The 23,850-nt window shown below is 37.3% G+C and carries 23 protein-coding genes; 12 read left to right on the forward strand and 11 right to left on the reverse strand.

All coding sequences use genetic code 11. The features are described from left to right. The first annotated feature begins 261 nt into the window (after window positions 1–261). Window positions 262–2,544, forward strand: a complete 2,283-nt coding sequence (locus U9K52_RS05155; protein ID WP_312172629.1) for an FUSC family protein — start codon at window positions 262–264, stop codon at window positions 2,542–2,544. Here the strand turns inward: U9K52_RS05155 and U9K52_RS05160 are convergent. After that, window positions 2,525–3,139 (reverse strand): 4'-phosphopantetheinyl transferase family protein, encoded by a 615-nt coding sequence (locus U9K52_RS05160; protein WP_248394289.1) that lies wholly within the window; start codon window positions 3,137–3,139, stop codon window positions 2,525–2,527. The genes U9K52_RS05155 and U9K52_RS05160 overlap by 20 nt on opposite strands. Before the next feature lie 179 nt (window positions 3,140–3,318). Between U9K52_RS05160 and ahcY the strand changes: the two genes are divergently transcribed. From ahcY to U9K52_RS05185, 5 genes are all read left to right on the forward strand, one after another. Then, window positions 3,319–4,632 (forward strand): adenosylhomocysteinase, encoded by a 1,314-nt coding sequence (ahcY, locus tag U9K52_RS05165; RefSeq protein WP_248394291.1) that lies wholly within the window; start codon window positions 3,319–3,321, stop codon window positions 4,630–4,632. Between the two features lie 204 nt (window positions 4,633–4,836). Further along, a complete protein-coding gene (gene yiaA / locus U9K52_RS05170; protein ID WP_248394293.1) occupies window positions 4,837–5,229 on the forward strand; it encodes an inner membrane protein YiaA in 393 nt (130 codons plus the stop codon). A gap of 238 nt (window positions 5,230–5,467) precedes the next feature. Next, window positions 5,468–7,021, forward strand: coding sequence for a BspA family leucine-rich repeat surface protein (locus tag U9K52_RS05175; RefSeq protein ID WP_322925595.1), 1,554 nt, complete (start codon window positions 5,468–5,470; stop codon window positions 7,019–7,021). A 21-nt stretch (window positions 7,022–7,042) separates the two neighbouring features. Further along, window positions 7,043–8,425 (forward strand): BspA family leucine-rich repeat surface protein, encoded by a 1,383-nt coding sequence (locus tag U9K52_RS05180; RefSeq protein WP_322925596.1) that lies wholly within the window; start codon window positions 7,043–7,045, stop codon window positions 8,423–8,425. A 2-nt stretch (window positions 8,426–8,427) separates the two neighbouring features. Further along, window positions 8,428–9,927: a BspA family leucine-rich repeat surface protein gene (locus tag U9K52_RS05185; protein ID WP_322925597.1), complete on the forward strand. Its 1,500-nt coding sequence runs from the start codon at window positions 8,428–8,430 to the stop codon at window positions 9,925–9,927. 52 nt (window positions 9,928–9,979) lie between these two features. On the opposite strand, the gene purE is transcribed toward U9K52_RS05185, so the two are convergent. Further along, on the reverse strand, window positions 9,980–10,483 hold the full coding sequence (purE, locus tag U9K52_RS05190) for a 5-(carboxyamino)imidazole ribonucleotide mutase (protein ID WP_248394300.1): 504 nt from the start codon (window positions 10,481–10,483) through the stop codon (window positions 9,980–9,982). A 146-nt stretch (window positions 10,484–10,629) separates the two neighbouring features. Between purE and U9K52_RS05195 the strand changes: the two genes are divergently transcribed. The 3 genes from U9K52_RS05195 (at window position 10,630) to U9K52_RS05205 (ending at window position 14,326) form a co-directional block, all read left to right on the forward strand. Then, window positions 10,630–11,538: a DMT family transporter gene (locus tag U9K52_RS05195; protein WP_322925598.1), complete on the forward strand. Its 909-nt coding sequence runs from the start codon at window positions 10,630–10,632 to the stop codon at window positions 11,536–11,538. A 94-nt stretch (window positions 11,539–11,632) separates the two neighbouring features. After that, a complete protein-coding gene (locus tag U9K52_RS05200; RefSeq protein ID WP_248394302.1) occupies window positions 11,633–12,196 on the forward strand; it encodes a hypothetical protein in 564 nt (187 codons plus the stop codon). Between the two features lie 6 nt (window positions 12,197–12,202). Then, the gene (locus U9K52_RS05205) at window positions 12,203–14,326 is read left to right on the forward strand and encodes a cation:proton antiporter (RefSeq protein WP_322925599.1); all 2,124 of its coding nucleotides are present in this window, start codon (window positions 12,203–12,205) and stop codon (window positions 14,324–14,326) included. 53 nt (window positions 14,327–14,379) lie between these two features. Here U9K52_RS05205 and U9K52_RS05210 read toward each other — a convergent pair whose 3' ends face one another. After that, entirely contained in the window at window positions 14,380–15,492 is a 1,113-nt protein-coding gene (locus U9K52_RS05210) for a 5-(carboxyamino)imidazole ribonucleotide synthase (RefSeq protein ID WP_322925600.1), read from the reverse strand. 85 nt (window positions 15,493–15,577) lie between these two features. After that, on the reverse strand, window positions 15,578–16,129 hold the full coding sequence (locus U9K52_RS05215; RefSeq protein WP_322925601.1) for a DUF1543 domain-containing protein: 552 nt from the start codon (window positions 16,127–16,129) through the stop codon (window positions 15,578–15,580). An 87-nt stretch (window positions 16,130–16,216) separates the two neighbouring features. Between U9K52_RS05215 and U9K52_RS05220 the strand changes: the two genes are divergently transcribed. Then, window positions 16,217–17,047 (forward strand): sulfite exporter TauE/SafE family protein, encoded by an 831-nt coding sequence (locus U9K52_RS05220; protein WP_248394309.1) that lies wholly within the window; start codon window positions 16,217–16,219, stop codon window positions 17,045–17,047. Further along, window positions 17,047–17,430 carry a DUF1634 domain-containing protein gene (locus U9K52_RS05225; protein ID WP_248394311.1) on the forward strand — a complete coding sequence of 128 codons (384 nt, stop codon included), beginning with the start codon at window positions 17,047–17,049 and terminating at the stop codon, window positions 17,428–17,430. The genes U9K52_RS05220 and U9K52_RS05225 overlap by 1 nt, the downstream gene beginning before the upstream one ends. Here the strand turns inward: U9K52_RS05225 and bla are convergent. The 3 genes from bla to U9K52_RS05240 are packed head-to-tail and all read right to left on the reverse strand — an operon-like array spanning window position 17,411 to window position 19,122. Then, window positions 17,411–18,289: a subclass B3 metallo-beta-lactamase gene (gene bla / locus U9K52_RS05230; protein ID WP_322925602.1), complete on the reverse strand. Its 879-nt coding sequence runs from the start codon at window positions 18,287–18,289 to the stop codon at window positions 17,411–17,413. The genes U9K52_RS05225 and bla overlap by 20 nt on opposite strands. A 9-nt stretch (window positions 18,290–18,298) precedes the next feature. Further along, the gene (locus tag U9K52_RS05235) at window positions 18,299–18,676 is read right to left on the reverse strand and encodes a VOC family protein (protein ID WP_312172595.1); all 378 of its coding nucleotides are present in this window, start codon (window positions 18,674–18,676) and stop codon (window positions 18,299–18,301) included. An 8-nt stretch (window positions 18,677–18,684) separates the two neighbouring features. Beyond that, window positions 18,685–19,122, reverse strand: coding sequence for a nuclear transport factor 2 family protein (locus U9K52_RS05240; RefSeq protein WP_248394317.1), 438 nt, complete (start codon window positions 19,120–19,122; stop codon window positions 18,685–18,687). A 109-nt stretch (window positions 19,123–19,231) separates the two neighbouring features. Between U9K52_RS05240 and U9K52_RS05245 the strand changes: the two genes are divergently transcribed. Continuing rightward, window positions 19,232–20,320 carry an endonuclease/exonuclease/phosphatase family protein gene (locus U9K52_RS05245; protein ID WP_263602552.1) on the forward strand — a complete coding sequence of 363 codons (1,089 nt, stop codon included), beginning with the start codon at window positions 19,232–19,234 and terminating at the stop codon, window positions 20,318–20,320. Between the two features lie 22 nt (window positions 20,321–20,342). Here U9K52_RS05245 and mutY read toward each other — a convergent pair whose 3' ends face one another. From mutY to U9K52_RS05265, 4 genes are all read right to left on the reverse strand, one after another. Continuing rightward, complete coding sequence (gene mutY, locus U9K52_RS05250; protein ID WP_322925603.1) at window positions 20,343–21,386, reverse strand: A/G-specific adenine glycosylase; 1,044 nt, start codon at window positions 21,384–21,386, stop codon at window positions 20,343–20,345. Between the two features lie 57 nt (window positions 21,387–21,443). After that, the gene (locus U9K52_RS05255) at window positions 21,444–21,893 is read right to left on the reverse strand and encodes a hypothetical protein (RefSeq protein ID WP_322925604.1); all 450 of its coding nucleotides are present in this window, start codon (window positions 21,891–21,893) and stop codon (window positions 21,444–21,446) included. Window positions 21,894–21,961: 68 nt separating this feature from the next. Continuing rightward, a complete protein-coding gene (locus U9K52_RS05260; RefSeq protein ID WP_248394325.1) occupies window positions 21,962–23,323 on the reverse strand; it encodes a DUF5458 family protein in 1,362 nt (453 codons plus the stop codon). 21 nt (window positions 23,324–23,344) lie between these two features. Next, on the reverse strand, window positions 23,345–23,791 hold the full coding sequence (locus tag U9K52_RS05265; RefSeq protein ID WP_072884871.1) for a type VI secretion system contractile sheath small subunit: 447 nt from the start codon (window positions 23,789–23,791) through the stop codon (window positions 23,345–23,347). Between the last annotated feature and the right edge of the window lie 59 nt (window positions 23,792–23,850).

Raw genomic sequence — 23,850 nt, forward strand, 5'->3', positions numbered from 1 at the left:
TCACCATTGAAAATTCAGACTTTCTTAGCCAGCAATGAGCATTAAAATGTTGAAACTGTAAACTCTATAGTTTTTCATAGGTTTACACTTCTTAAAAATTTATTCAGATGGTTTAAAATTTGCTGATGAATTTCTCAGTATAAAAGAACAGTCATTATACCTATTAATATCTGAGCCGTATGATGAATAAGATCTAAAAAAATTCATATTTACCTTACCAACTAAAGCCTGCAATTCACATTTAACTCTTATTTTTGTAGTATGAACTATTCTGCGGAACTCAAAAAATTTGTTACCAGTCAATATGTATATTCTGCCATCAGGATTACGCTGGCTACTGTGCTTCCGTGTCTTGTTCTCGCCCATTTCGGCATTCTTAAAGAATACTTTCTCTTCCCTTTAGGAACAAGCTTTGTAGCACTTACAGATCAGCCGGGCCCTTTTATAAGAAGAAGAAACGCCTTAACATTTGCCATCATTTGCTTTGTATTTGTAGCATTGATAGCAAGTCTTGTGATGAATATCAAAATTCTGGTTTTTGCAGAAATTATAGTTTTCGGAATATTCTTTTCACTTATTGGCGTATACGGACAGAGACTTGCGGCAGTCGGTTCATTATCACTGGTTGTTCTTGCCATCTTTATTGACGGACATTTAACCGGCGCCAACATTCTTAAAAGCCTTTTGATTTTTGCATCAGGATGCATCTGGTTTTTACTGATTTTTTTAATTGTAACAACCATTCAGCCGTATAAGCTGGCCAGCCAGATGATCGGGGAAAATTATCTTCAGCTGGCAGAATTTTTAAAAATCAAGGCCAATTATTATCAGAAAAACCCGGATTTCGATAAACTGACAACACAGGTTATTGCCAAGCAGATTGAAATAAAAAACCTTCAGGAAGAAACCCGTGAAACCGTTTTTAAAACAAGAACTATTGTTAACGAATCTACTACGACGAGCCGGCTGTTAATGCTGATGTTCCTCAATTCCATGGATCTTCATGAAAAGCTGATGACTTCGGAAAGTAACTATCAGAAATTGCAGCAAAGTTTCGAAGACACTACGATTTTAGTAAAGATTCATGATTACCTCAACCTTCTTTCCGAGGAGATTACCAATATAGGGATATCGCTTCAGATTGGCACGAGGGCAAGACCTATTTCCAATCTTGAAGAAGAATTAAAATATCTGAATAATGACTATTTCGAACTGAGAAACAAGCGGATCTCCCCTGAAAACTTTGAAAACTTCATGGTTCTCAGACAGATCCTGATGCGCATTAATGAAATTACCAAAGAAATCAATGAAATTTATAAAGTTTTTTCCCAGAACGTTAAACTGGCCAAGAGTCTTTCTACAGGATTAGACCTCAAAAAGTTTATGCCTAATGAGGAAAAACTCAATATTAAAGTTTTAAAAAATAATATTTCATTCTCTTCATCTCATTTCAGACATGCCCTTAGGATTACGATTGCTTTGTTGATCGGATATCTGTTTTCTCTCTTTCAGCTATTAGGAATCGGGCATACTTACTGGATTTTGATTACTATTGTGGCAATTTTAAAACCGGCCTACTCTATTACCAAGAAAAGAAACCTGCTGAGATTGTACGGTACCATTGCCGGCGCAGTGATTGCTTATGCCATTCTGCATTATATCCAGGTGAACGAATTTCTTTTTGCCATTCTTTTAATGAGTATGATTATGTGCTTCAGCTTCCTGAAAGGTAAGTATTTCTGGGCTGTTTTATTTATGACGATTTATGTGTTCCTGAGCTTCAACTTCCTGAGCCCGGGCAATGTTAATATTATTTTCAGGGACAGGATTGTTGACACCATTGTTGCAGCGGTCATTACTTCACTAGTTGCTTATGTCGTACTTCCGGTATGGGAACATACCCAGAATCTGGATTTAATGAAAAAATCCGCAGAATGTAATCTGATTTATTTTCAAAGCGTAATTTCAAAATTCCTAGAAGAAGGTTTTGATATTCAGGATTATAAAGTAAAACGAAAAAATGCGATTATTTCGCTCGCCAATCTCTCTGATAATTTCCAGAGAATGATTTCCGAACCCAAAAACCAGCAGAAAAAACTGGAAGTTGTCCATCAGTTTGTTGCGACTTCCCATCTTATCACAGCCTACACAGCATCACTTTCACAATATGTAAAGGATGATGAAAAATATCCTGAAATCGATGCCGAAGGATGGAGCCGTAAAATTGAAGCGGAAATGCAGAAAGTCTGCAACCTTTTAAACGGCGATACAATAACGGAAATCCTGAAGATGGAGAGCAGAATCGAACCGGAAGATTCTTCTCTTGATGATCTTATTATGAAAAGAAAAACACAGCTCATAGAAAATGAAACCTATGATCTGAGGGATCCTGATAAGATTTCGCATCTTACAGAGCTTAAAAATATTCATGATATTCTTGAACTGATTTTTGATGTTGCCAAAGAACAGCGAAAAGTAATTGAGAAATATCAGAATGAGACTGAAAATAAAGAAACGCGTAAGATTATTCCTCAACAATCGTAAAGCAATATTCATCGAAAAATTCTACTCTGGCCTTCAACTCATCAGACATTGTATCATCATGCACTCTGCATTTGATATTATGGAGATGCTTCAGTTCAAAAGGTTTTACTTCATAATGCTTTTTTAGTGACCAGTGCTTGGAATGATGGATTTTATACATGCTTTCCTTTACGCTCCAGATAATGGTATAAAACGTTACTTCATTATCAAAAGGAATAAACCCTCTTTCATTTTCATAGGTGAATTTATCAATTACCCTGAGAATTTTAGGATTGAATTTCTCAATATCAATTCCTATTTTATTTTTGGAAATGGCTATAGCTGCAAACGGAAAAGAATGGGTAATGGAGATTTCAGCATCCTTCGGAGAAAGAAACGGTTCTCTTTCCTTATATAAAATTTTAGAGTTGGGTTTAAGGCCTTTCAGGAGTTTTCGGACCATTAAAACTTCTAGCAGCTTTTTGGGATGATAGTCTTTTACTTTCTCTGCATTTTCAGGTTCCAGAAGTTTATGAATATCAAGATCCTCTGTTTCATCATATTTCCATACGAGAATTGTAGCATTATCATCAGAAAAGTCGCGGTAAAGTGGCATTGATTAATTTATTGGTGTAAAATTAATGAAAATTTGTACGCTGAAATACCCTATAATGAATTTCAAAACAAATATGATATTTAGCACTTATCTCAAGTTCGGAAGATGCCGTTTTTATATATTAATTATTAGTTGTAATTTTGCATATTATTATTGAATTAAAACTTATTCATTTACATATGAGTACTACAACACAATATCTTCCTTACAAAGTTAAGGATATCTCCCTGGCAGAATGGGGAAGAAAAGAAATAAATCTTGCAGAAGCTGAGATGCCTGGTCTTATGGCAATCCGTGAAGAATACGGACCTTCTCAGCCGCTAAAAGGAGCAAGAATTGCAGGATGTCTTCACATGACCATCCAGACCGCTGTGCTTATTGAGACACTGGTTGCTTTAGGAGCTGAAGTTACCTGGTCTTCTTGTAATATTTTTTCTACTCAGGATCACGCTGCTGCGGCTATCGCTGCTGCCGGAATTCCTGTATATGCATGGAAAGGTATGAATGCAGAAGAATTCGACTGGTGTATTGAGCAGACTATATTCTTCGGCGAAGACAGAAAGCCATTGAATATGATCCTTGATGACGGTGGAGATTTAACAAATATGGTTTTTGATAAATATCCTGAATTAACCAAAGAAATCAAAGGTCTTTCCGAAGAAACCACAACAGGTGTTCACAGACTTTACGAGAGAATGAAGAACGGAACATTAGTAATGCCTGCGATCAACGTAAATGATTCTGTAACGAAATCTAAATTTGACAACAAATACGGATGTAAAGAATCTGCAGTAGATGCTGTAAGAAGAGCTACAGATATTATGCTGGCTGGTAAGAGAGTTGTAGTTTGCGGATACGGAGACGTTGGAAAAGGTACTGCCGCATCTTTCAGAGGAGCAGGATCTATCGTTACCGTAACTGAAATCGACCCGATCTGTGCGCTTCAGGCTGCAATGGACGGATATGAAGTTAAAAGACTGGATACGGTAGTGGATAACGCAGATATCGTAATCACGACTACAGGTAACTTTAACATTGTAAGAAAAGAACATTTCTTAAAATTAAAGGATAAAGCAATCGTTTGTAACATCGGCCACTTCGATAACGAAATCGATATGGCTTGGCTGAACGAAAACTATGGTCACACAAAATCTGAAGTAAAACCACAGGTGGATATTTATACCATTGAAGGTAAAGAAGTAATCATTCTTGCGGAAGGAAGACTTGTAAATCTAGGATGTGCTACAGGACACCCAAGCTTTGTAATGTCCAATTCTTTCTCAAACCAGACACTGGCTCAGATCGAGCTTTGGAACAATTCTGCAGCATACAAAAATGAAGTATACATGCTTCCAAAACATCTTGATGAAAAAGTAGCCGCCCTTCACCTTAAGAAATTAAGTGTTGAGCTTGAAACTCTTTCCCAGGAACAGGCTGATTATATCGGGGTAAATGTTGAAGGACCTTTCAAACCGGAATATTACAGATATTAATAAGCGCATTGCTTTTAGATATAAAACTCTCCTTTTCAGGAGAGTTTTTTGTTTCAGCGGCGGCTTCGCCGCCGCTGAAACAAAAAACTCTATAAATCAGACCGTTCTTCTTTTTATCATTTTAAACAATAAAATTTCAGAAATTAAGTTATGGTTTGCATTAAATTTAAATTAATATCTTTAGCCTTCTATTAAAACATTAACATGAAAAAACAAAAAGTATCGACTGCATTTGTAGCAGCGTCGTGGATCGCCTTGGGAGCAGGAATGATCGGATTTATTACGGGGCTGGTCAGAGCAGAAATGGAACTTAATGAGAAAGGATATTATTTCACCATTCTTTTGTACGGATTATTTGCTGTAGTTTCTTTACAGAAAGCTGTTAGAGACCGATTGGAAAACATCAGGGTGACAGATCTTTATTACGGCATTTGCTGGTTTGCCACCCTTTCTTCGCTTGTTTTACTGGCTATCGGACTTTGGAACGCTACCATTCTTCCGAGTGAAAAAGGATTTTATGCATTTGCATTTTTATTGGCGCTGTTCGGTGCCATTGCCGTACAAAAAAATACACGGGACAATATGATAGAAGATTAATCAGATTAATCAGTTTAACCATTCAATCATACAATGCTCATCAAATTTGATGAGCATTTTTATTTTACAGTATTTAATTCACAAATTAAAGATATTTATAGAAAAACACTATATTTGCTTTTAATAAGAAATATTCAATAATAACACATTAATTTTAAAAATAAATCAACAATATTTATCCAAATATTTAGATTAATAAAATTATACTTCGTTATTTCTCACTCCAAACTATATAACTATGAAAAAACTATTACTCATTACAATTTGTATTTTTTTCTTTCAGATTACGAAAGCACAGAATGAGTTTATTACTATTTGGCAGCCTGGCCTTGTTTCAAATCCCAGTGTTACTGTAGACGCTCCTTTTCAGGCAAATTCAAATCAAATCTGGTTTCCCGGCAATGGTGAAAATTATACAATTGAGTGGGAAGAAATTGGTTATCCGCTTCACAACGGAATTATGACGAACGTAACCTCTGCCAATCAGGTTTTAATTGATTTCGGAACATCAAGCGGAGATTCTTCCGGTGCAACTTACAGAGTAAAAGTCTCCAATGGAAACGGTGTTTTCAGACAAATAAAATTTGGAACAGCACAATTATTTAATGCTGCAGAATTGGTTATACCAATCTGGCAGATGTTTGGCAGCGCTGATAAAATAACAGAAATAGAGCAATGGGGAAACATCTCATGGATCTCTATGAATTCGGCTTTTAACAATTGCCAGTCCCTGCAACTTACTGCAACAGACAGCCCGAATCTTAACGCTGTTATAGATGTATCTTTTATGTTTTATGGAACTCCGCAATTTACAGGAGCTCCTTCTATGCAAAACTGGAATACGTCCAAAGTTAAGAACTTCAGCTTTATGTTTTCTTGTCTTACAAGCACTTCTACTATTCCTCACCAGTTCAATTCACCTTTTATAGGAAACTGGAATACTTCTTCAGCTACAGATATGAGCTATATGTTAGCCGGAAGAGCAGTATTCAATCAAAGTGTAAACAATTGGGACGTTTCAAAAGTTACCAATATGGCCTGGATGTTTGGTCAATGTGTAAGCTTCAATCAGCGATTGGACAATTGGAACACTTCAAGTCTTCAGGATATGCATTTTATGTTTCATATGATTCCTGTATTCAATCAGCCTTTAAATATGTGGAACACATCCAATGTTACAAATATGGCACACGTATTTCATGGCTGTACTTCATTCAATCAAAACTTAAACTCCTGGAATGTAAGTAACGTTACAACGATAAATACTTTTTTAACAGAGGCATCAAGCTATAATCAGTCATTCGAAAACTGGAATTTAGCATCAGTGAGCGATGCTTCAAGTATGATTGTAAATACTGCTATTGATTGCAACAATTACAGTAAAACACTTGTAGCCTGGGCAAACAATCCCAATACGGCAAACAATGTCAATCTGGGGTCTACAACGCCGGCAAAATACGCCTCAAATATTGTCAACGAAAGAGACTTTCTCATTAATAACAAAAACTGGATTATTTCAGGAGACTCAGTTGGAAGCTGTTTTCTTGCAACCTCTGAAATTAAAACCACAAAAGCAGCTTCAATTTATCCTAATCCCGCGAAAGATAATATCCATACAGAACACTTACATGGCGCTGAAAAATACAGAATTGTTGATGCATCCGGAAGACTACTAAAGGAAGGAAGGATAGAAAATGAAATCATCAACATCAGCACTTTATCAAAAGGAAATTACATTTTACAGATCGTAACAAAAGATAAAGTTCAAACTCATAAATTCATTAAAGAATAAAGAACATTGAAAATATTGCTCATGTTAAGATATATCGTAACTTTTTTATGCCTGATTTTTTGTCAAACATTAGAAGCCCAGAATGAGTTTATCACCATCTGGAAACCCAGCAACCAAAGTACTACTGTTTTTTCGGGATCCGGTTCTACGGTTAATCAGATCTGGTTTCCGGGATCTGGAAATAATTTTAACGTATCTTGGGAAGAAATAGGATTTCCTAACCATAACAGTAGCTTTACCGTAACTTCCGCAGATCATTTTCTCATCGATTTCGGAGCTCCTCTTAATCCAAACCCGGGTAGTGCCACTTACAAAGTTAAAATAAGCAATGGCAACGGAAATTTCCAGGCTGTAAAATTCCCTAATGAGGCATTCATTTCTCCAAGCCTTCGTATTCCCACCATTACTTCTTTCAATGGAGATACAAAAAAAATATTAGAAGTTTCGCAATGGGGAAATATCCAGTGGGCCAATATGGAATGGGCATTTTCAGAGTGTACAAACCTTGATGTAACAGCAACCGACATTCCGGATTTATCCTCTGTAAACAGCATGTTAGCCATGTTCTACAATTGCTCATCCCTTCTCGGAAATCCTACGTTCAATCTTTGGAACACCTCTTCCGTAAACAATATGAGCCACTTATTTGCCAGCGCAGGAAATTTCAACCAGCCGATTGGAAACTGGAATGTTTCGAATGTAACCAATATGGACTGGATGTTCCACTATCTCCCTAAATTTAATCAGCCTATCGGAAACTGGAATACTTCAAAGGTTACCAGCATGACGCATATGCTTCATATTTGTCTGGAATTCAACCAGGATATTACGGATTGGGATACTTCAAAAGTTACGGATATGAGGTCTATATTAGAACAGGCCTTTGCCTTTAACTATAGCTTGGGAAAATGGAATTTAAGCGTACTCTCCATGGCTGCAAGAATGATTGCCAGTTCGGGAATAGATTGTACCAACTACGGAAATACTCTGGAAGGATGGGCCAATAACCCTGCTACTCCTTCGGGAATCAATTTATACAGTGTGGCACCGCTTGTGTATAGTTCATCGGCATCTTTAGCGGCCAGGGATTTTTTAATAAATAATAAAGGTTGGTTAATATCAGGAGATAATTATATCATGGAATGCGAAGGTTTGCTATCTGCTTCAGAAAATCCTTTAAAAAATCAGATCAGTATTTATCCGAATCCTGCAACAGATTTTATTTATCTTAAAAATGAAAAAAATGCTACAGGATATACCATTGTGGATGCATCAGGAAGAATCGTTCTTCAGAATACTTTGCGTGATCATAAAATAGATATCAGCTCTCTGACAAAGGGAAATTATGTTTTACAATTCATGGTAAAAAATCAACTTTTGAATTTCAAATTCATTAAAAAATAAAGATGCTGAAAAAACTATCTTTTTTAATTCTTTTGATAAGTTTAGCCCAATTCCTAAAGGCTCAGAATGAATTTATTACGGTATGGAAGCCGTCTAATATCCAGACTTCTGCTTTACAAACCGGAGTTGTTTCTACAGATACTCAGATTTTCTTTCCAATGAGAGGAACTAATTTCGATGTTGCATGGGAAGAAATCGGATATCCGTCTCATAATGGAAACTTAACCAGCCTTTCTTCGAATCTTAATATCCTGATCGACTTCGGAATGCCATTAAATCCTAATCCGGCTAATGCAACCTACAGGTTAAAGGTAACAGGAAGCTACAGCAATATCAGATTTGCCGATACAGATTTATTTCCCCAGACACCTGCAGTTGTAGGCGACACTCAAAAAATCATTAGCGTAGAACAGTGGGGAAATAATCAATGGACAACAATGAAGGAAGCCTTCACTGTGTGTAGCAACCTGGATGTTCCGGCAACTGACATCCCGGATTTGTCGAATGTTAACAGTATGGCTAAAATGTTTTCTCAATGTTTTAATTTACTGTTAAATCCAACCATCAATAACTGGAATATATCTCATGTTACGGATATTTCAAATGCATTTTTCGCCTGTTATATATTCAACCGCTCCGTTGAAAACTGGGATACTTCCAATGTCACCAAAATGGAAGGTACTTTTGGGTTTTGCAATCTTTTCAATCAGCCTCTTGCAAACTGGGATACCTCTAAAGTAACAACCACATCAAGCATGTTTCAGCATGCAACAAACTTCAATCAGCCCATCGGAAACTGGGATATGTCAAAAAATACGGATATGGAATTTATGTTTTTTATGGCTGACTCCTTCAACCAGCCTATCGGAAACTGGGATACTTCCAATGTAATTACCTGTCATTTCATGTTCTTTAGTGCGATAAATTTTAATCAGGACATCGGAAACTGGGATATGGGCAAGATAATACGTACGGAATCGATGTTTCAAAATGCAACCAGCTTTAACCAGGATCTTGGAAACTGGAACCTTCAGGCTTTGGTGATGGCATCTTCCATGCTCAACAATTCCGGTTTAAACTGTGTCAATTACAGCAAGACATTAAAAGGCTGGGGAATGAACAACAACACGGCAAATAATGTAAATATAGGCTCTGTTGCACCTCTGTCCTACTCTTCAGATATAATTAGTTATAGAAGCGCTCTTATTGCCAAAGGATGGCAAATTACCGGAGATAATCTCGGAGAATGCAGAATTCTGGCAACTTCAGAAGCATCTCTTAACAATACTTTTTCTATTTATCCGAATCCGACAAAAGATATTATTTACCTTAAGAATATCAAAGGGATTAAGTGTATCATTTTCGATGCATCAGGAAGAATTGTTCTCCGGCAAGAGTTAAATGACAATAAAATTGATGTTAAATATTTAGCAACAGGAAATTACACAATACAAATTATCACTAAAGATAAAAGGCATCATTTCAAATTTATCAAGCAATAACCATTTGGGGCTCACGATAATCGTGAGCCCCAAATGATTTATCTACCGTATTTTACTGGTCAAAATGATTAGGATGCTTTGCTTTAATATCATCAACTGTTCCCAAAACTTTATCTTTAAGTGCGTCCTGATATTTCTGAAGATTTTCAGCCACCAGATGGTCTGAAGCCGCAATAATTTTTGCTGCTAAGATTCCTGCGTTCAAAGCACCATTCAAAGCAACAGTTGCCACAGGAATTCCTCCGGGCATCTGAAGAATTGACAAGACAGAATCCCATCCGTCGATAGAATTACTTGATAAAATAGGAACTCCAATCACGGGTAATGTTGTACAGCTTGCAACCATTCCCGGAAGATGTGCTGCACCGCCTGCTCCGGCTACAATTACTTTCAGGCCTCTTTCCCTGGCTGTTTTAGCATAATCGAACATCCTTTCCGGCGTTCTGTGTGCGGAAACTACCGTCAGCTCATACGGAATATCCAAAGATTTTAAAAAATTTGCAGCCTGTTCCATGATCGGCAAGTCGCTCTGACTTCCCATAATAATTCCTACCATTCTTCTGTTTATTAGATCCTCAAAGATAAAAAATTAATAAGCTCCATGCAAAAAGGCGCAAAAGTTGTTCCTATCAACGGCATGCGCTGTCTTTAGACGACATTCAATTTTAAATTAAGTATTTTTGCTAACCATACAACCACATTTTGAAAGATTATAAACTTACGCTCGCAATCCTGACTGTTGCTATTGTCTGGGGAACTACTTTTTTATCCATCCGGGTCGCTGTTGAAACTATCCCTGCCTGGTTTGTAGCGGGAATCCGTCAGTTTCTGGCTTCCATCATCATGCTTATGATTCTTTTATACAGAAGACAATTTCAGTGGATTGGCTGGAAAAACCTGGGCTATCAGCTTATTTTTTCATCATTGATGCTGATTGTTGCCAACGGATTAACAACGGTTGCAGAAGAAACACTTACCAGCAGCCTTACATCTTTAATCAGTGCAACATCACCCATTATCGTATTTCTTGGAAGCGTGGCATTAGGTTTACAGAAGTTTACTTTCAGAGCACTTATCGGCGTATCATTATGTTTCGGAGGAATAACATTTATTTTCTGGGACGGCATCCATGATCTTGCGATTCCGGAGTATAGATTCGGGATTTTCCTTCTGTTTTGTGGCATTCTGGGTTGGGCCTCCGGAACTATTTTCACAAAAAAGATGAATATTCAGAGTAAAAATATTTCATTAAACCTTTTTTACCAGTTTGCTTTTGCCGGAATTATTCAGATCATCTTCGCATTTTTATTCACCAAAGATTATAACTTCGGGAACTGGTCGCTGAAAAGTGTTTCGGCCATGTTATATTTATCCCTATTCGGTTCCGTAGCAGCTTTTTTTGCTTATCATTATGCCTTAACAAGAGTTTCACCGGTTCAGGTTTCCATCCTGGCGTATGTGAATACTATTATTTCCATATTCTTAAGCTGGTTGCTTCTTAAAGAAGACATTTCTGCTAAATTTATCATTGCTGCAGGTCTGATCATCCTTGGAGTGTTCGTCATCAATTACAACCGGGAAATGTTTAAAAGGCACAAATTGGTTAAATAAAGACTAATGATAAAGATCCCGACGAGTATTTTGAACCTTTAGAATTTCTTATTATCATCATTTTTTATTATATTGTTTAATCCAAAATTACAATATGCTTAAAAACGTACTATTTATTATCATTACGATTTCATTTCTTTTAGTTGCCTGTGACGATAAAAAAAAGGAAACTGATCTTATGATGAGAGAAAAACAGCTGCTGGAAAAAGAGAAGATATTTGCTCAAAAAGAATCTGAATATCAATCTCTTTTAAAGATGAGAGACAGTATTTTCTCAAAGAAAGATTCCATAAAAATTACAGTCTGGCCAAAAGAGGTTGCCGGTGCATGGACAGGAAAAGTAATCTGCACAGAATCCAACTGTAACGATTATGTGGTTGGAGACCAGCGTACCGATACTTGGGAATTCGACAGCGATTCTTTACAGCTTTCAACGAAAATTATCAATAATAACAATCTGGTGAGGGTATACTCCGGGAAATTTGAAAACAACGAGATCAAACTCAATTACAAAACAGATTCCACATCAAAAAAACGGGTGGAAATGAATGTCTTGCTGAATGAAATTTCACCAAACAAAATCAGAGGTACAAGAACAATAGCTGTAGATAACTGTATGGCAAAATTCTCTGTAGAACTTATCCGTTCAACCAAATAAACACTTATGAACTTACTGAGCATACATAATCTGAGTTTCCCCATCGAAGATCCGGTGCTGAAGTTTCTTCTTGTGCTGATTATCATTCTGGCAGCTCCCCTTCTTCTGAATAAAATAAAAGTTCCTCATCTTCTGGGCCTCATTATTGCCGGCGCCGTAATTGGCCCGAATGGTTTCAATATTCTGGCAAGAGACAGCAGCATTGTGGTTACCGGAACTACCGGACTTTTATACATTATGTTTCTGGCAGGCCTGGAAATTGATATGGGAGATTTCAAAAAAAACAAGTGGAAAAGCCTTACATTCGGCATTTATACCTTTACGGTTCCTTTTGTATTAGGATATTTAGGTGCTTTCTATATTCTTGGTTTTTCCATGCTCACCTCAATACTTTTTGCCAGCTTGTTTTCATCACATACACTTATTGCCTATCCTCTAGTGAGCAAACTGGGAATTGCAAAAAACCCTGCCGTAAACATTACCGTTGGCGGGACCATGATTACAGATATTCTTGCCTTATTGGTCCTTGCTGTTATCGTTGGCATGTCGCAGGGTGAGGTAGGAACTGAATTCTGGGTAAAACTTTCGGTTTCATTTATTATTTTCGGACTGATTGTATTGTTTGTTTTCCCAATAATCGGACGATGGTTTTTCAAAAAGGTTGATGATAAAATTTCACAGTATATTTTTGTACTGGTTATGATATATCTTGCAGCCTTACTTGCTGAATTAGCAGGTGTTGAAGCCATTATCGGTGCTTTTTTTGCAGGTCTAGCCTTAAACAGATTAATCCCGCACACTTCTTCTCTTATGAACCGAGTAGAATTTGTAGGAAATGCCATTTTTATTCCTTTCTTTTTGATAAGTGTAGGTATGCTGATTGATTTTAAAGTCTTTTTTAAAAGTTGGGAAACGCTGGAAGTTGCAGGAATTATGCTCGTTGCATCCATAGGTGGAAAATATCTTTCGGCAGTTGCTACCCAAAAAACTTTCAGACTTTCCGGTGAAGAAGGGAAACTCATTTTTGGTTTAAGCTCAGCCTCCGCAGCGGCAACATTAGCTTCTGTTATGGTGGGATATAATATTATTCTCTCCGAAACTGAAACCGGTGAACCTGTTCGTTTACTCAATGAACATGTTTTGAACGGAAGTATTCTGCTCATCCTTATTTCCTGTACGATTTCCTCCTTTATTTCAATGTCCAGTGCACAAAAAATTGCAGAGCAGGATAATGAAGATACTGTTTCCGGAAACAGTCATGAAGAAGAAAATATTCTTTTAGCTTTAAATTATGAAACTACTGTGGAAAGAATGGTGAATTTGGGAATTCTGATTAAAGCCCATTCCAATACAGAAGATTTATTTGCTTTAAATGTCATTAATGAAGATAAAAATGAATCTTCGGTAAAGAATGCAGAAAAGCTTCTTCACCAGGCGGCAGATACGGCAGCGGCTTCAGACGTGAAAATGCAGACACTAAAGAGATATGATAATGATGTGGTAAACGGAATCAATAATGTTATAAAGGAACAGAATATCACGGATCTTATTATCGGGTTGGAGGATGAAAAAGGCTTCTCCCCCGCTTTTGTGTATAACCTTTATAATGGCTATCTTCAAAACGACGATGTTAATGTGCTTGTTTACCACGCGGCACAACCTTTGTCAACCATTAAGAAATACGCCGTAATGATTCCAGAAAATGCTCACAAGGAAGCCGGATTTTTTCATGCGCTTTTAAGAGTCTGGAATATTGCCAGAAATTCAGGGGCAACTGTTGTTTTTTATGCTGCCGAAAATATTCTGAACATCCTTCAGAGAATTCTTAAAAAAGCCAATATTGAGGCCGAATTTATCATTATGAAAACCTGGAAAGACGGCGAAGAAACCGCTTCACAGCTGAAGGAAGATGAGGCATTAATACTTTTTATGGCAAAACGCGGAATGCATTCTTATATTCCGAGAATGAGATTAATTCCGGAGCTGCTGAACAAAAACCTGCCGGATAAAAATTATTTGCTGATTTTCCCTTATTGCGAATTTAATGAAAATAACTCTGAAAAAAGATCGGTAGGGAATCATGATGATTTTATGGAAATCGGGAATATTATTAAAAAGATTTTTAAGTAGATGCTGCAAAGCCCTGACAGAGTTTGGAACTCTGTCAGGGCTCTAGCATAGCATTATTCTGCAATCACCCTTACCATTCCTTTTACCATTACCAGCTTTTCCATCAGCTCTTCTCGGGACTCTGCCAGAACATTGATGTGCCCCATTTTTCTTCCGGGTTTGGTTTCGGTTTTTCCGTACAGGTGAACGTAGGTTTCAGGCAATCTCAAGACTTCTTCCATTCCTTCATAGATTACTTTTCCGGAATAACCTTCCGCACCAACAAGATTCAGCATTCCGCTGTAGATGATGGCGTCGGTATCTGCCAAAGGCAAATTTTTCACAACACGATACATCTGCTCAAACTGCGAATTGGCATTTCCTTCCTGGCTTTGATGACCCGAATTATGTAATCTGGGAGCCGTTTCATTTACCCATACTTTTCCTTCTTTATCCAAAAATAACTCAATAGCGAAAAGCCCCGGAGAATTGATGGCATTTAAAAATTTTTCTGTGATGGAATTGATCTGCTCTTCAATATCATCTGATAAAACAACAGGACAAATATTGAAATCAAGAAGATTCAGTTTGGGATCTGCCACCATTTCCGTTACAGGAAAAGTTTTGGTTTCGCCGTTTTCATTTCTGGCTACAATAACGGAAAGTTCTTTATCGATATCCACCAGCTTTTCAATTACTGAATCCTGTGTCCACAGATTTTTCATATCTTCTGCAGTGCGGATTACCTGTACTCCCTTCCCGTCGTAGCCGCCTGTATTCATTTTCTGTACGAAAGGCAGCGGCATTTTTATTTCGTCGGAACTTCCGTCCATCACTTCAAATTCCGGGCTCGGAATATCGTGGGCTTTATAGAATTGTTTCTGAAGAATTTTCTGCTGAATGGTTTTAATGATATTGGAATTCGGAACTACTTTTATTCCCTGGTTTTCCAGTTCGGACAGTGCATCTGCATTCACATGCTCGATTTCAATAGTCACCACGTCTTTATCCTTACCAAAATTCAGAACCGTTTCATAATCGTTGAAATTCCCTTGTGTAAAGTAAGAAATATTGTGGCATGGCGCATCGGGAGCCGGATCAAGTGTATAAAATTCATCGTCGTATTTTAACGCTTCCTGAATCAGCATTCTTCCAAGCTGTCCGCCACCTAAAATTCCTATTTTCATTTTTACCTTTTATTTTTTCTGTTAGATTTTATTTTATTGAATATTTTAAATAAAGCCCGAAAACTTTCATTTAAAAATATATTATTTACTGGATTTTATCGATCTTCAGATAGCCCAGACTTACGAAATTTTCCTGATTTTCAGCATCTGATCTTACCAGGGAAATTGCATATTTCTGCTTCATTTCCGAAGGAAGAATTTCTTTTACCGGGAAAATATCATCGATATCCACCCCGAGTTTTTCATCAATATGGCTGGTTGCTCCTTTGAAACCCATAGTTTTGTAAAACTCCGTTGCTTTTGCTCTTTTTACAGCTTCTGCCATTGACGTTCCCACTACAAGATGCTGCTCATGAAACTCTTCAAAAAATCCTCTTTTATATCCTCCGAGATTGATGAAATAGAGCTGCTCTTCGGAAGTTTCCTGCCCTCTTTCAACAATCTTCACTTCATATCCGTCTACAAATTTCACTTCCTGATAACAGTCGATATGAATTTTTCCTTTTGCTTCTTTCCAGAAAGCTTTCATATCTTCCACAAGATCTTTCAGGTTCTCTGCGATTCCGAAAAACACATCGTGCTGCTCAATATTTCTTCCGGGTGGTGTCGCTCCGAGAATGATATAAAAAAGTTTCATATTTCAATTTTTGTTTAGGCAAAAATACGTCAAATTTATCTTTTTTAAACGTTTGGCAGACTAACGCAATAGTTTTATATTTGTAGCATGTCAGAAATCATTATTCTCTTCCTTGGAGCAATTTCGGCAGGACTTCTTGGGTCACTGACCGGCTTGGGAGGAGGAGTTATTATTATTCCTTTGTTAACACTGGGTTTTGGTGTTCCTATGCATTATGCTATCGGTGCTTCTCTTATTTCTGTGATCGGAACTTCCTCCGGTGCTGCAGTTGCTTTTGTGAAAGAAGGTTTCACCAATATGCGGATCGGGATGTTTCTGGAAATTGCCACAACGGCGGGAGCAATCGTTGGAGCACTGGTTTCCGGAATGCTGAATCCCAATACCATCGGAATCATTTTCGCAAGCATCCTTCTTTTAACGGTTATTTTAAATTTAAAAGGCAAGCCTGACCATCAGGAACCCGTAATTAAGGGAAGCCTTGAAGAAAAACTGAAACTGTACGGAACGTTTCCTGATAAAGGTATTTTGAAAAGCTATTCTGCAAGAAATACGGTTCCGGGATTTTTTATGATGATGTTTGCCGGTGCCATGTCCGGACTTTTGGGAATAGGATCCGGAGCATTGAAAGTTCTGGCGATGGATAATATGATGAAACTGCCTTTTAAAGTTTCAACCACCACAAGTAATTTTATGATTGGTGTGACTGCGGTGGCAAGTGCACTGATCTATTTCCAGAGAGGAGAAATTGTTCCTGTGATTGTAGCTCCGGTTTTGATCGGGGTTGTGGTAGGCAGCTTTATCGGTTCTAAAACACTGATGGTTTCAAAAACAAAAAAGCTAAAGGTATTTTTTGCGATTGTGATTACAATCCTTTCTGTATATATGATGTATAACGGTATCAATAAAAGCTTCAGATAATGAAAAAGAACTTCACAGATGTTGATCTGAACCGTTCGGTGGGAAATTTGCTGAGATTAGGCGTTATTCTTTCTGTTATTACATCATTGATCGGTTTTGTAAAGCTTTTTACAGAGGGTTTTAAAATGCCTAAAAAATACACTTCACTCGATATGGGAAGTTCCTCGGAAAAAGTCTGGGGACATTTTTGGAATTCGCTTTGCAAAGGCGAAGGAATGGCCATCATTCAGCTGGGGATTTTGCTTCTGATCTTCACCCCTTTAATGAGGATTATTTTTGCACTGATCGGGTATTTAAAAGAAAAAGACTACGTCTATGTAGTCATTTCTTCCATCGTTCTAGCTATCATGGCGATCAGCTTCTTTACAGGTTATGCCCATTAAGCTCTTCTGATTTTTTTTCAAGATAATCTTTCTCCAGCTCATCAAGCTGATCAAAATATTCTTTTTTGTTCATAAATGCGCCCGGATTGTAAGGATCTTTCGGCTTACGTTTTTCATGAAGGTCAAACTGGCTTGCGTGGGAAGCTACCCAAATATCGAAATTCAGCTTTCTCATTTGCTGTAAAGTGTATTGATAATCTTTTTCAATAGAAGGATAAGCAGCAACTTCCGAGAATTTTTTATCAATAATAATGGTCGGCATATTGGCAATTAAAACCTTATAACTTCTTTTGTTATCTTTAGTTTCAAATATAAAACTGCAGGAACCTTTTGTATGTCCGGGATGATGAAGCATGGTGAGGGTGGTGTTTCCAAGCTTTACAATGTCTTTATTTTTTAAAATATAATCCGGGGTAACCGGTTTAAACGTTACGCCATATTTTCCCATTTCATAATCCGTTTTCCCTCCGCTTTTTAAGACTCCAGCATCTGCGGCATCAACATATAATCTTGCTCCTGTTTCTTTTTTAATAGCTGCCATTGCTCCTAAATGATCGTAATGCGCCTGTGTAAGCAGCAATACCTTGATATCATTATATGTAAAACCCAGCTTTTTAATATTGTTCTTAATTACCGGAAGTGAATCTGTCAATCCTGTGTTAATAAGGATATTTCCTTTATCCGTTACAATGAGATAAGAGGCTAAATCATACGTTCCTACATAATAAAGATTTCCGGCAATCCGGAAGGGCTCATAAGATTGCGACCATTCTTTAGGATGGTTTTTGGGTTCATGGACAATCTGTGCACTATACTGAACTATCATTAGCAGTCCTAAAATGATTACATGTTTTTTCATGGTAAATTTTTAAACTTCATAGAATTCAAGCGGCAATTGGTCCGGATCCTGGGTAAAGAAGAATGCTTTCTCCGTAAATTCATCAATCCTGATTTCTTCACAATGTAGTCCTTTTTGAATTAATTCTTCCCTTTTTTCATTAACATTTTCTACCGAAAAAGCCAAATGTCTCAGCCCACATGCTTCAGGTCTGGAAGGCCTTGCCGGAGGATCGGGAAATGAAAAAAGTTCAATCATATAATGGTCTCCTATGGCAAGATCCAGCTTGAAAGACTGTCTTTCTTCACGGTATACTTCACGGATGATATTTAATCCTAAAACTTCAGTATAGAATTTTTTTGAAATTTCATAATCTGAACAGATGATGGCGATATGGTGGATTTTCATTTAAAAGTTTATTTTATTTCCTTACAGTTGTCTTTTCTTCTTGTATCAATTAAATACTGGATTTTCCACTCCCCGCTCTGTTGTTTTACCAGTTGAAAGCTGTTTGCTCCGCAATGGGAAAATTTGCCTTTAAAATAAAAAGAATAGGGCGTAAAAACACTCGCCAGGTTTCCGTCGGTATGGATAGCTTCAATAATGATTCTTTCATCAAGATCATTTTTCTGCATCTTTGAAACGGAGGCTATAAAATCATTGATGTCTTCATTTTTCACACCGTCTTTGGTGATGGTCTGCAGAACAGCTGTTTCAGAAAAAACGGATTTCAGCAGCTCGGCATCTGCATTTTTCATCGCAGTAAATAAAGTCCTTACAGGCTGTTCAATTTCCTGACTTTGCCCGAAACATAAACTTCCTGAAAGAAAGAGGAATGCAAAAATTTTGTTCATGGTAAAATGTATTTCGAAAGCTTTAATTGTTGTTAAGAATATGCTTTAAAGATAATTTGATTTGAGCAATAATAAAAAATAAATTAAATTTATAGAATTATTTTAATATATGTGGACAGCTTATCTGATTCTGACTGTATTGTTGTTAATTGTAACCATACTGCCAAAAATTCAACATTCTCACTGGATATTCCGGGTTCCGGAATTTGGTAAAATACAGATCACGGTATTTATACTTTTGACTATTATTCTCGGTTTCGCCGCTCCCGGTAAATCTGAATATTTCTGGTATTATCAGGGACTTTTATTAGTCATGCTCATCCATCACAGCATCATTCTCATTAAATATACTCCGCTGTACCCTGTTAAAAAGTACACGCAAAAATATCAGTCTTCTAATAAACTGCATTTTATCTCTGCCAATGTTTATCAGTTTAATAAAGAATATGAACGCTTTATTCAATTGGTTAAAAAATATAAGCCTGATATGTTTCTTACGATGGAAAGTAACGGCGACTGGGAACAGGCGTTGAAACCTTTGGAAAAAGACTATCCGTACCATCATAAAGTAACGCTGGAAAACACCTACGGAATGCATTTTTATTCGAAAATTAAAATTGAAAGTTCCAGAACGCATTATTTTGTGGCAGATGATATTCCCAGCATTGAAGCGCATTTAAAAACCGAAGACGGATTTTCTTTTGTATTTTTCGGAGTTCATCCTCCACCTCCAAGTCCAACCGAAGAAGAAACCTCGAAAGAACGTGACGGCGACCTGCTAAGTACCGCAAAAAGAGTAAGGGAAATAAAAAAACCTCTTATTGTTGTCGGTGATTTTAATAATGTAGCATGGTCCAAATCCTCCATATTATTTAGAAAAACCAGTCACCTCATCGATCCCAGAATTGGACGCTCATTTGTCTCAACTTTTCACGCAAAATACCGTCTGCTGAGATTCCCGATTGACCTGATGTTCCACAGTGAAGAAATCTTTATTGAAGACCTGAAAACCCTTGAAAATTTTGGTTCCGACCATCTTCCGGTATACTGTGAATTTTTTATTGATCACGAGCAGGATAAAAAGCAGGAAGAACGCATCGACCATGCTACAAAAGAAGAAAAAGAAGAAGCCGAAGAAATGATTGAAGAAGGAAAAGAGGAAGACGGAAACAGAGATGCCATAGTTACGGAAGGGTAACGAATACAGGATTTAATTTTACTTATAAAATCCTGTAAGCTGTGTGATAATTTCCGATATAATTTTCCAGTGGTTTCGGGAAAGATTTTTGGTGAGAGCTTTCATAATCACTGATCATATAATCATTTTCGGCGATAAAATTATTCCAGGCCTCTTCCGAATCCACTTCGACATTGTAAATTTCAATGCTGAGGTTTTTATGCGTCAGTTTATGATGCACTGTTTTTACACTTTTAATAAAAGGTAATAGTTCATCGGAAATCTGAGGAGGAAATTCAAACAGTTTTTTCCATATAAAATCGTCTTTTCTCTGCTGAATTAAAAATTCTCCGTTCCGGTGTACGAAGTAATATTTCAACTCGAGACCTTCTGCTTTTACTTTTTTTGTTTTAACAGGAAAATTATAGATTTTATTGGTTAAAAAAGCGATACAATCCTGATTTAAAGGACATTGTCCGCAAAGAGGATTTTTAGGCTTACAGACTTCCGAACCCAAATCCATCATGGCTTGATTAAAATCTCCCACATTGTCAGGTAAGATTAAATGAGCCAGATCGGAGAAATAATTAAACGCCTTGGAACTGGAAACATCAAAATCATCCGCAAAAACACGGCTTAAAACCCGGTAAAAATTACCGTCAACTGCAGGAATCTTTCCATTGAAACAGATGCTTGAAACTGCCGCCGCCGTATATTTCCCCACTCCTTTCAGCTTTAGGATTTCTTCATATTCGTCAGGAAATATTCCATCATAATCATTCATGATCTGCTGTGCCGCCTTGTGAACGTTGATTGCTCTTGAATAATACCCCAATCCTTTCCAGTAAAGTAAAACTTCATTTTCATCGGCTTCTGCGAGTGTTTTTACGTCGGGAAACCGTTCAGTAAAATTGGTATAATGACCGAGCCCCTGACTGATTCGTGTCTGCTGAAAAACAATTTCGCAGATCCATATTTTATACGGATCTTTTGTCTGTCGGAAAGGAAGATCTCTGGCGTTTTTTCCATACCAGGTCAGAAGTTTGCGACCAATGTGTTTGAAGTCTGGAGTGACCGTATTTTTCAAACTTTTATTATTTATTTTAATTAAACCTTCAGAATTGTATATTTGGCAAAGGTAAAATTATTTATCCGCTTTTACAGAATAAACCGGCGCCGCTTTCAGCCATTGATATTTTAACTTCATATCCTTTGCGATAAAACGGTAACCTTCCAGTTTTTTAAGATAAATATATGACAAAGAATCTTTCTTAAATGCAAGCTGTTGGTCAGAAACAAACTGAAAAGGGAAATTCACTATTGAATCTCTTGTTGTCTTCAGCACTTCACCTGAAGTAACCCTGTAAATAAAAATAGATTTTCCGCGTCCTGACGACTGATCTATCAGTTTTACATTTCCGGAAGCAACTACCATATCACTTTCATCAAAACATTCCTGAGGATTCATGACATACGCTTTTCCTTCCTGTCTTTCATCTGCGAAAAGATCAACTGCCTGCTTACCCTTAATCTGTTTTTCTTCACAGCTTAAAACCAAAAAAATCAATGGCAAAAATAATAATCTGCCTTTCATAATAAATATTTTACTGATTTTGATAAAAAAAACCGATGAACAAGCACCGGTTTTATCTTAATATTTTTTTACTCCTGGGCGTATTCTGCATCCCACTCATTTCCGTCGTCTCCTTTATGACCGTCCAATTTGATTACAAAACTTTTCGTAGGGAAATACGGTGTTAGGCGGATGTCCAGCCAAACCCGGTCTTTATTAACCCTGTCCTGTTCAAAACGAACGATTTTAAATTTTTCAATCAACTTATCCGGGCCTTTAATATTATCCAGGAACTGAACAATTTGTCTTCTCAGATCATCTTCATTCTTGGCATTCCAGTTTTCAAAAGCTCTTCTGTTGAGGAAGTCCAATAAAACTTTGGTTACATAGTCGAATACACGAACTACAGAATACGTCTGTAATCCGATATTGTCTCCAGTGAAAAGGGTTTTTGCGGAGAATGCCATGATCTTTCCATATTCATTGACCATCGGAACAAGCCCCATTTTTTCAAGCTGTGAAATCTCGCTTTTCTTCAATTCAAATTTTACGGCATCCACTTCGTTGATATTTCCGTGTTTTTTTCCTGCTGCCACCTGAGACATGAGGGTTTTGTGGATCTTTCCTGCGAGTGAAGTGGACGGTGGAAGTTCTACATTTTCTTCCTCTCCCACTTCTTCAGCTTTGCCACGGCCAACCAACCAGTTACACGTCATAATGACATTACTTCTGTGCAGTTCTCCACCGGTAAGATTTGCGGAATGAAAAAGATCTACCACATCATCCGGTTTGTCGAGGTTGGCGAAATCGGTAACCATCATGACTTTGTTTTCATTACATATTTTCGCCCATTTTTCGATTACTTTATTGGATCCCAGATATCCTGGAATTGCCAAAATCGAGTAGTTGTCGCGAAGATCCAGACGGTCATAATAATTCTTGAACTCTTCTGCAATAGCATCGATGAATAAAGGATTATCAAGATCTGAAACCTGGTCTAAACTGGCATTAACAATACTTACATTGTCTACTTTATCAAGTTCCGTATTTTTATAAAACTGAGCGACTGTTCTGTAGTTCGTTTCCAGCTGGCGTACGGCATCCAGTGTATTTTTCAGGTTTGATTTTAAACTCTGATCCGCAGACTGCGCTTTTGATTTGCAGGTTTCAGCCATTTTATCAGCTGAATCGTTGCTTTCAAGAAGATTCACCCATAGGTTTATTTTCTGAAGAAGCTCTTTTCGTTCTTCTTCTTTGTTGCTGTCATTAAGGAATATTTCTTTCCTTGCTTTTCTTGTAGGGTTCATGTTGGCAATACCGTCTACAACGGATTCTACAAAACCGAAACCTCCTATTTTATTAAGTTCGGCAAGCGGATTACCTTTCGGCTGACCTGCATGTTGCTGCTGCCCCTGGTGTTGGTTTTCAGCTGGCTGTAATTTACTATCCATGATACGTGTAAAGTCTTTAGATTATTTTTCAAGTTCTTGTGCCACTTCCTTCAATACCTCGATAAACGCAGCTCTGGTCTGATCGTTTTCCAGCATATTGCGCAGAATTTTATTGGTTTTCAGCTGGCGTACAATTTTGTTGTATTGCTCCTGCTCCATGCTTAGTTGCTGGAGGTATGCTGATTTCTGGGTAAGGTTTTTGGGGGTAAAATCTGCAAGATTCTGAAAACGGAATTCTTCTTCTACTACAGTGCCATCTTCTGTCTCGTGCTGTACGTTTACAGAAGGCTGGAAATGCCTGAAGACGTCTTCCACCGTTTTTAATCCTGTTACAATTTCAGGAACATAAGACTCTTCTGAAGTAAGCTGGCTCACAATCAATGACTTATTCTCCTGTATGTTCTGGATAGCTTCATTGGCATCCACTTTCACTTCGTTTCCGCCAACGCCATAATTAAACATTGCCATATTATTGTTATTTTGAGATTTTTTATTTTGGTGTGAATCGTATTTATTAGCATCAAATA

Origin of the sequence: Chryseobacterium sp. MHB01, assembly GCF_034651565.1 — a bacterium.
Taxonomy (GTDB): Bacteria; Bacteroidota; Bacteroidia; order Flavobacteriales; family Weeksellaceae; genus Chryseobacterium; species Chryseobacterium nepalense.

Excerpts from the sequence above, each read along its gene's own strand:
- U9K52_RS05155 (WP_312172629.1), top strand. The coding sequence starts at position 262 with ATGAACTATTCTGCGGAACTCAAAAAATTTGTTACCAGTCAATATGTA.
- U9K52_RS05160 (WP_248394289.1), bottom strand. The coding sequence starts at position 3,139 with ATGCCACTTTACCGCGACTTTTCTGATGATAATGCTACAATTCTCGTA.
- ahcY (WP_248394291.1), top strand. The coding sequence starts at position 3,319 with ATGAGTACTACAACACAATATCTTCCTTACAAAGTTAAGGATATCTCC.
- yiaA (WP_248394293.1), top strand. The coding sequence starts at position 4,837 with ATGAAAAAACAAAAAGTATCGACTGCATTTGTAGCAGCGTCGTGGATC.
- U9K52_RS05175 (WP_322925595.1), top strand. The coding sequence starts at position 5,468 with ATGAAAAAACTATTACTCATTACAATTTGTATTTTTTTCTTTCAGATT.
- U9K52_RS05180 (WP_322925596.1), top strand. The coding sequence starts at position 7,043 with ATGTTAAGATATATCGTAACTTTTTTATGCCTGATTTTTTGTCAAACA.
- U9K52_RS05185 (WP_322925597.1), top strand. The coding sequence starts at position 8,428 with ATGCTGAAAAAACTATCTTTTTTAATTCTTTTGATAAGTTTAGCCCAA.
- purE (WP_248394300.1), bottom strand. The coding sequence starts at position 10,483 with ATGGTAGGAATTATTATGGGAAGTCAGAGCGACTTGCCGATCATGGAA.
- U9K52_RS05200 (WP_248394302.1), top strand. The coding sequence starts at position 11,633 with ATGCTTAAAAACGTACTATTTATTATCATTACGATTTCATTTCTTTTA.
- U9K52_RS05205 (WP_322925599.1), top strand. The coding sequence starts at position 12,203 with ATGAACTTACTGAGCATACATAATCTGAGTTTCCCCATCGAAGATCCG.
- U9K52_RS05210 (WP_322925600.1), bottom strand. The coding sequence starts at position 15,492 with ATGAAAATAGGAATTTTAGGTGGCGGACAGCTTGGAAGAATGCTGATT.
- U9K52_RS05215 (WP_322925601.1), bottom strand. The coding sequence starts at position 16,129 with ATGAAACTTTTTTATATCATTCTCGGAGCGACACCACCCGGAAGAAAT.
- U9K52_RS05220 (WP_248394309.1), top strand. The coding sequence starts at position 16,217 with ATGTCAGAAATCATTATTCTCTTCCTTGGAGCAATTTCGGCAGGACTT.
- U9K52_RS05225 (WP_248394311.1), top strand. The coding sequence starts at position 17,047 with ATGAAAAAGAACTTCACAGATGTTGATCTGAACCGTTCGGTGGGAAAT.
- bla (WP_322925602.1), bottom strand. The coding sequence starts at position 18,289 with ATGAAAAAACATGTAATCATTTTAGGACTGCTAATGATAGTTCAGTAT.
- U9K52_RS05235 (WP_312172595.1), bottom strand. The coding sequence starts at position 18,676 with ATGAAAATCCACCATATCGCCATCATCTGTTCAGATTATGAAATTTCA.
- U9K52_RS05240 (WP_248394317.1), bottom strand. The coding sequence starts at position 19,122 with ATGAACAAAATTTTTGCATTCCTCTTTCTTTCAGGAAGTTTATGTTTC.
- U9K52_RS05245 (WP_263602552.1), top strand. The coding sequence starts at position 19,232 with ATGTGGACAGCTTATCTGATTCTGACTGTATTGTTGTTAATTGTAACC.
- U9K52_RS05255 (WP_322925604.1), bottom strand. The coding sequence starts at position 21,893 with ATGAAAGGCAGATTATTATTTTTGCCATTGATTTTTTTGGTTTTAAGC.
- U9K52_RS05260 (WP_248394325.1), bottom strand. The coding sequence starts at position 23,323 with ATGGATAGTAAATTACAGCCAGCTGAAAACCAACACCAGGGGCAGCAG.
- U9K52_RS05265 (WP_072884871.1), bottom strand. The coding sequence starts at position 23,791 with ATGGCAATGTTTAATTATGGCGTTGGCGGAAACGAAGTGAAAGTGGAT.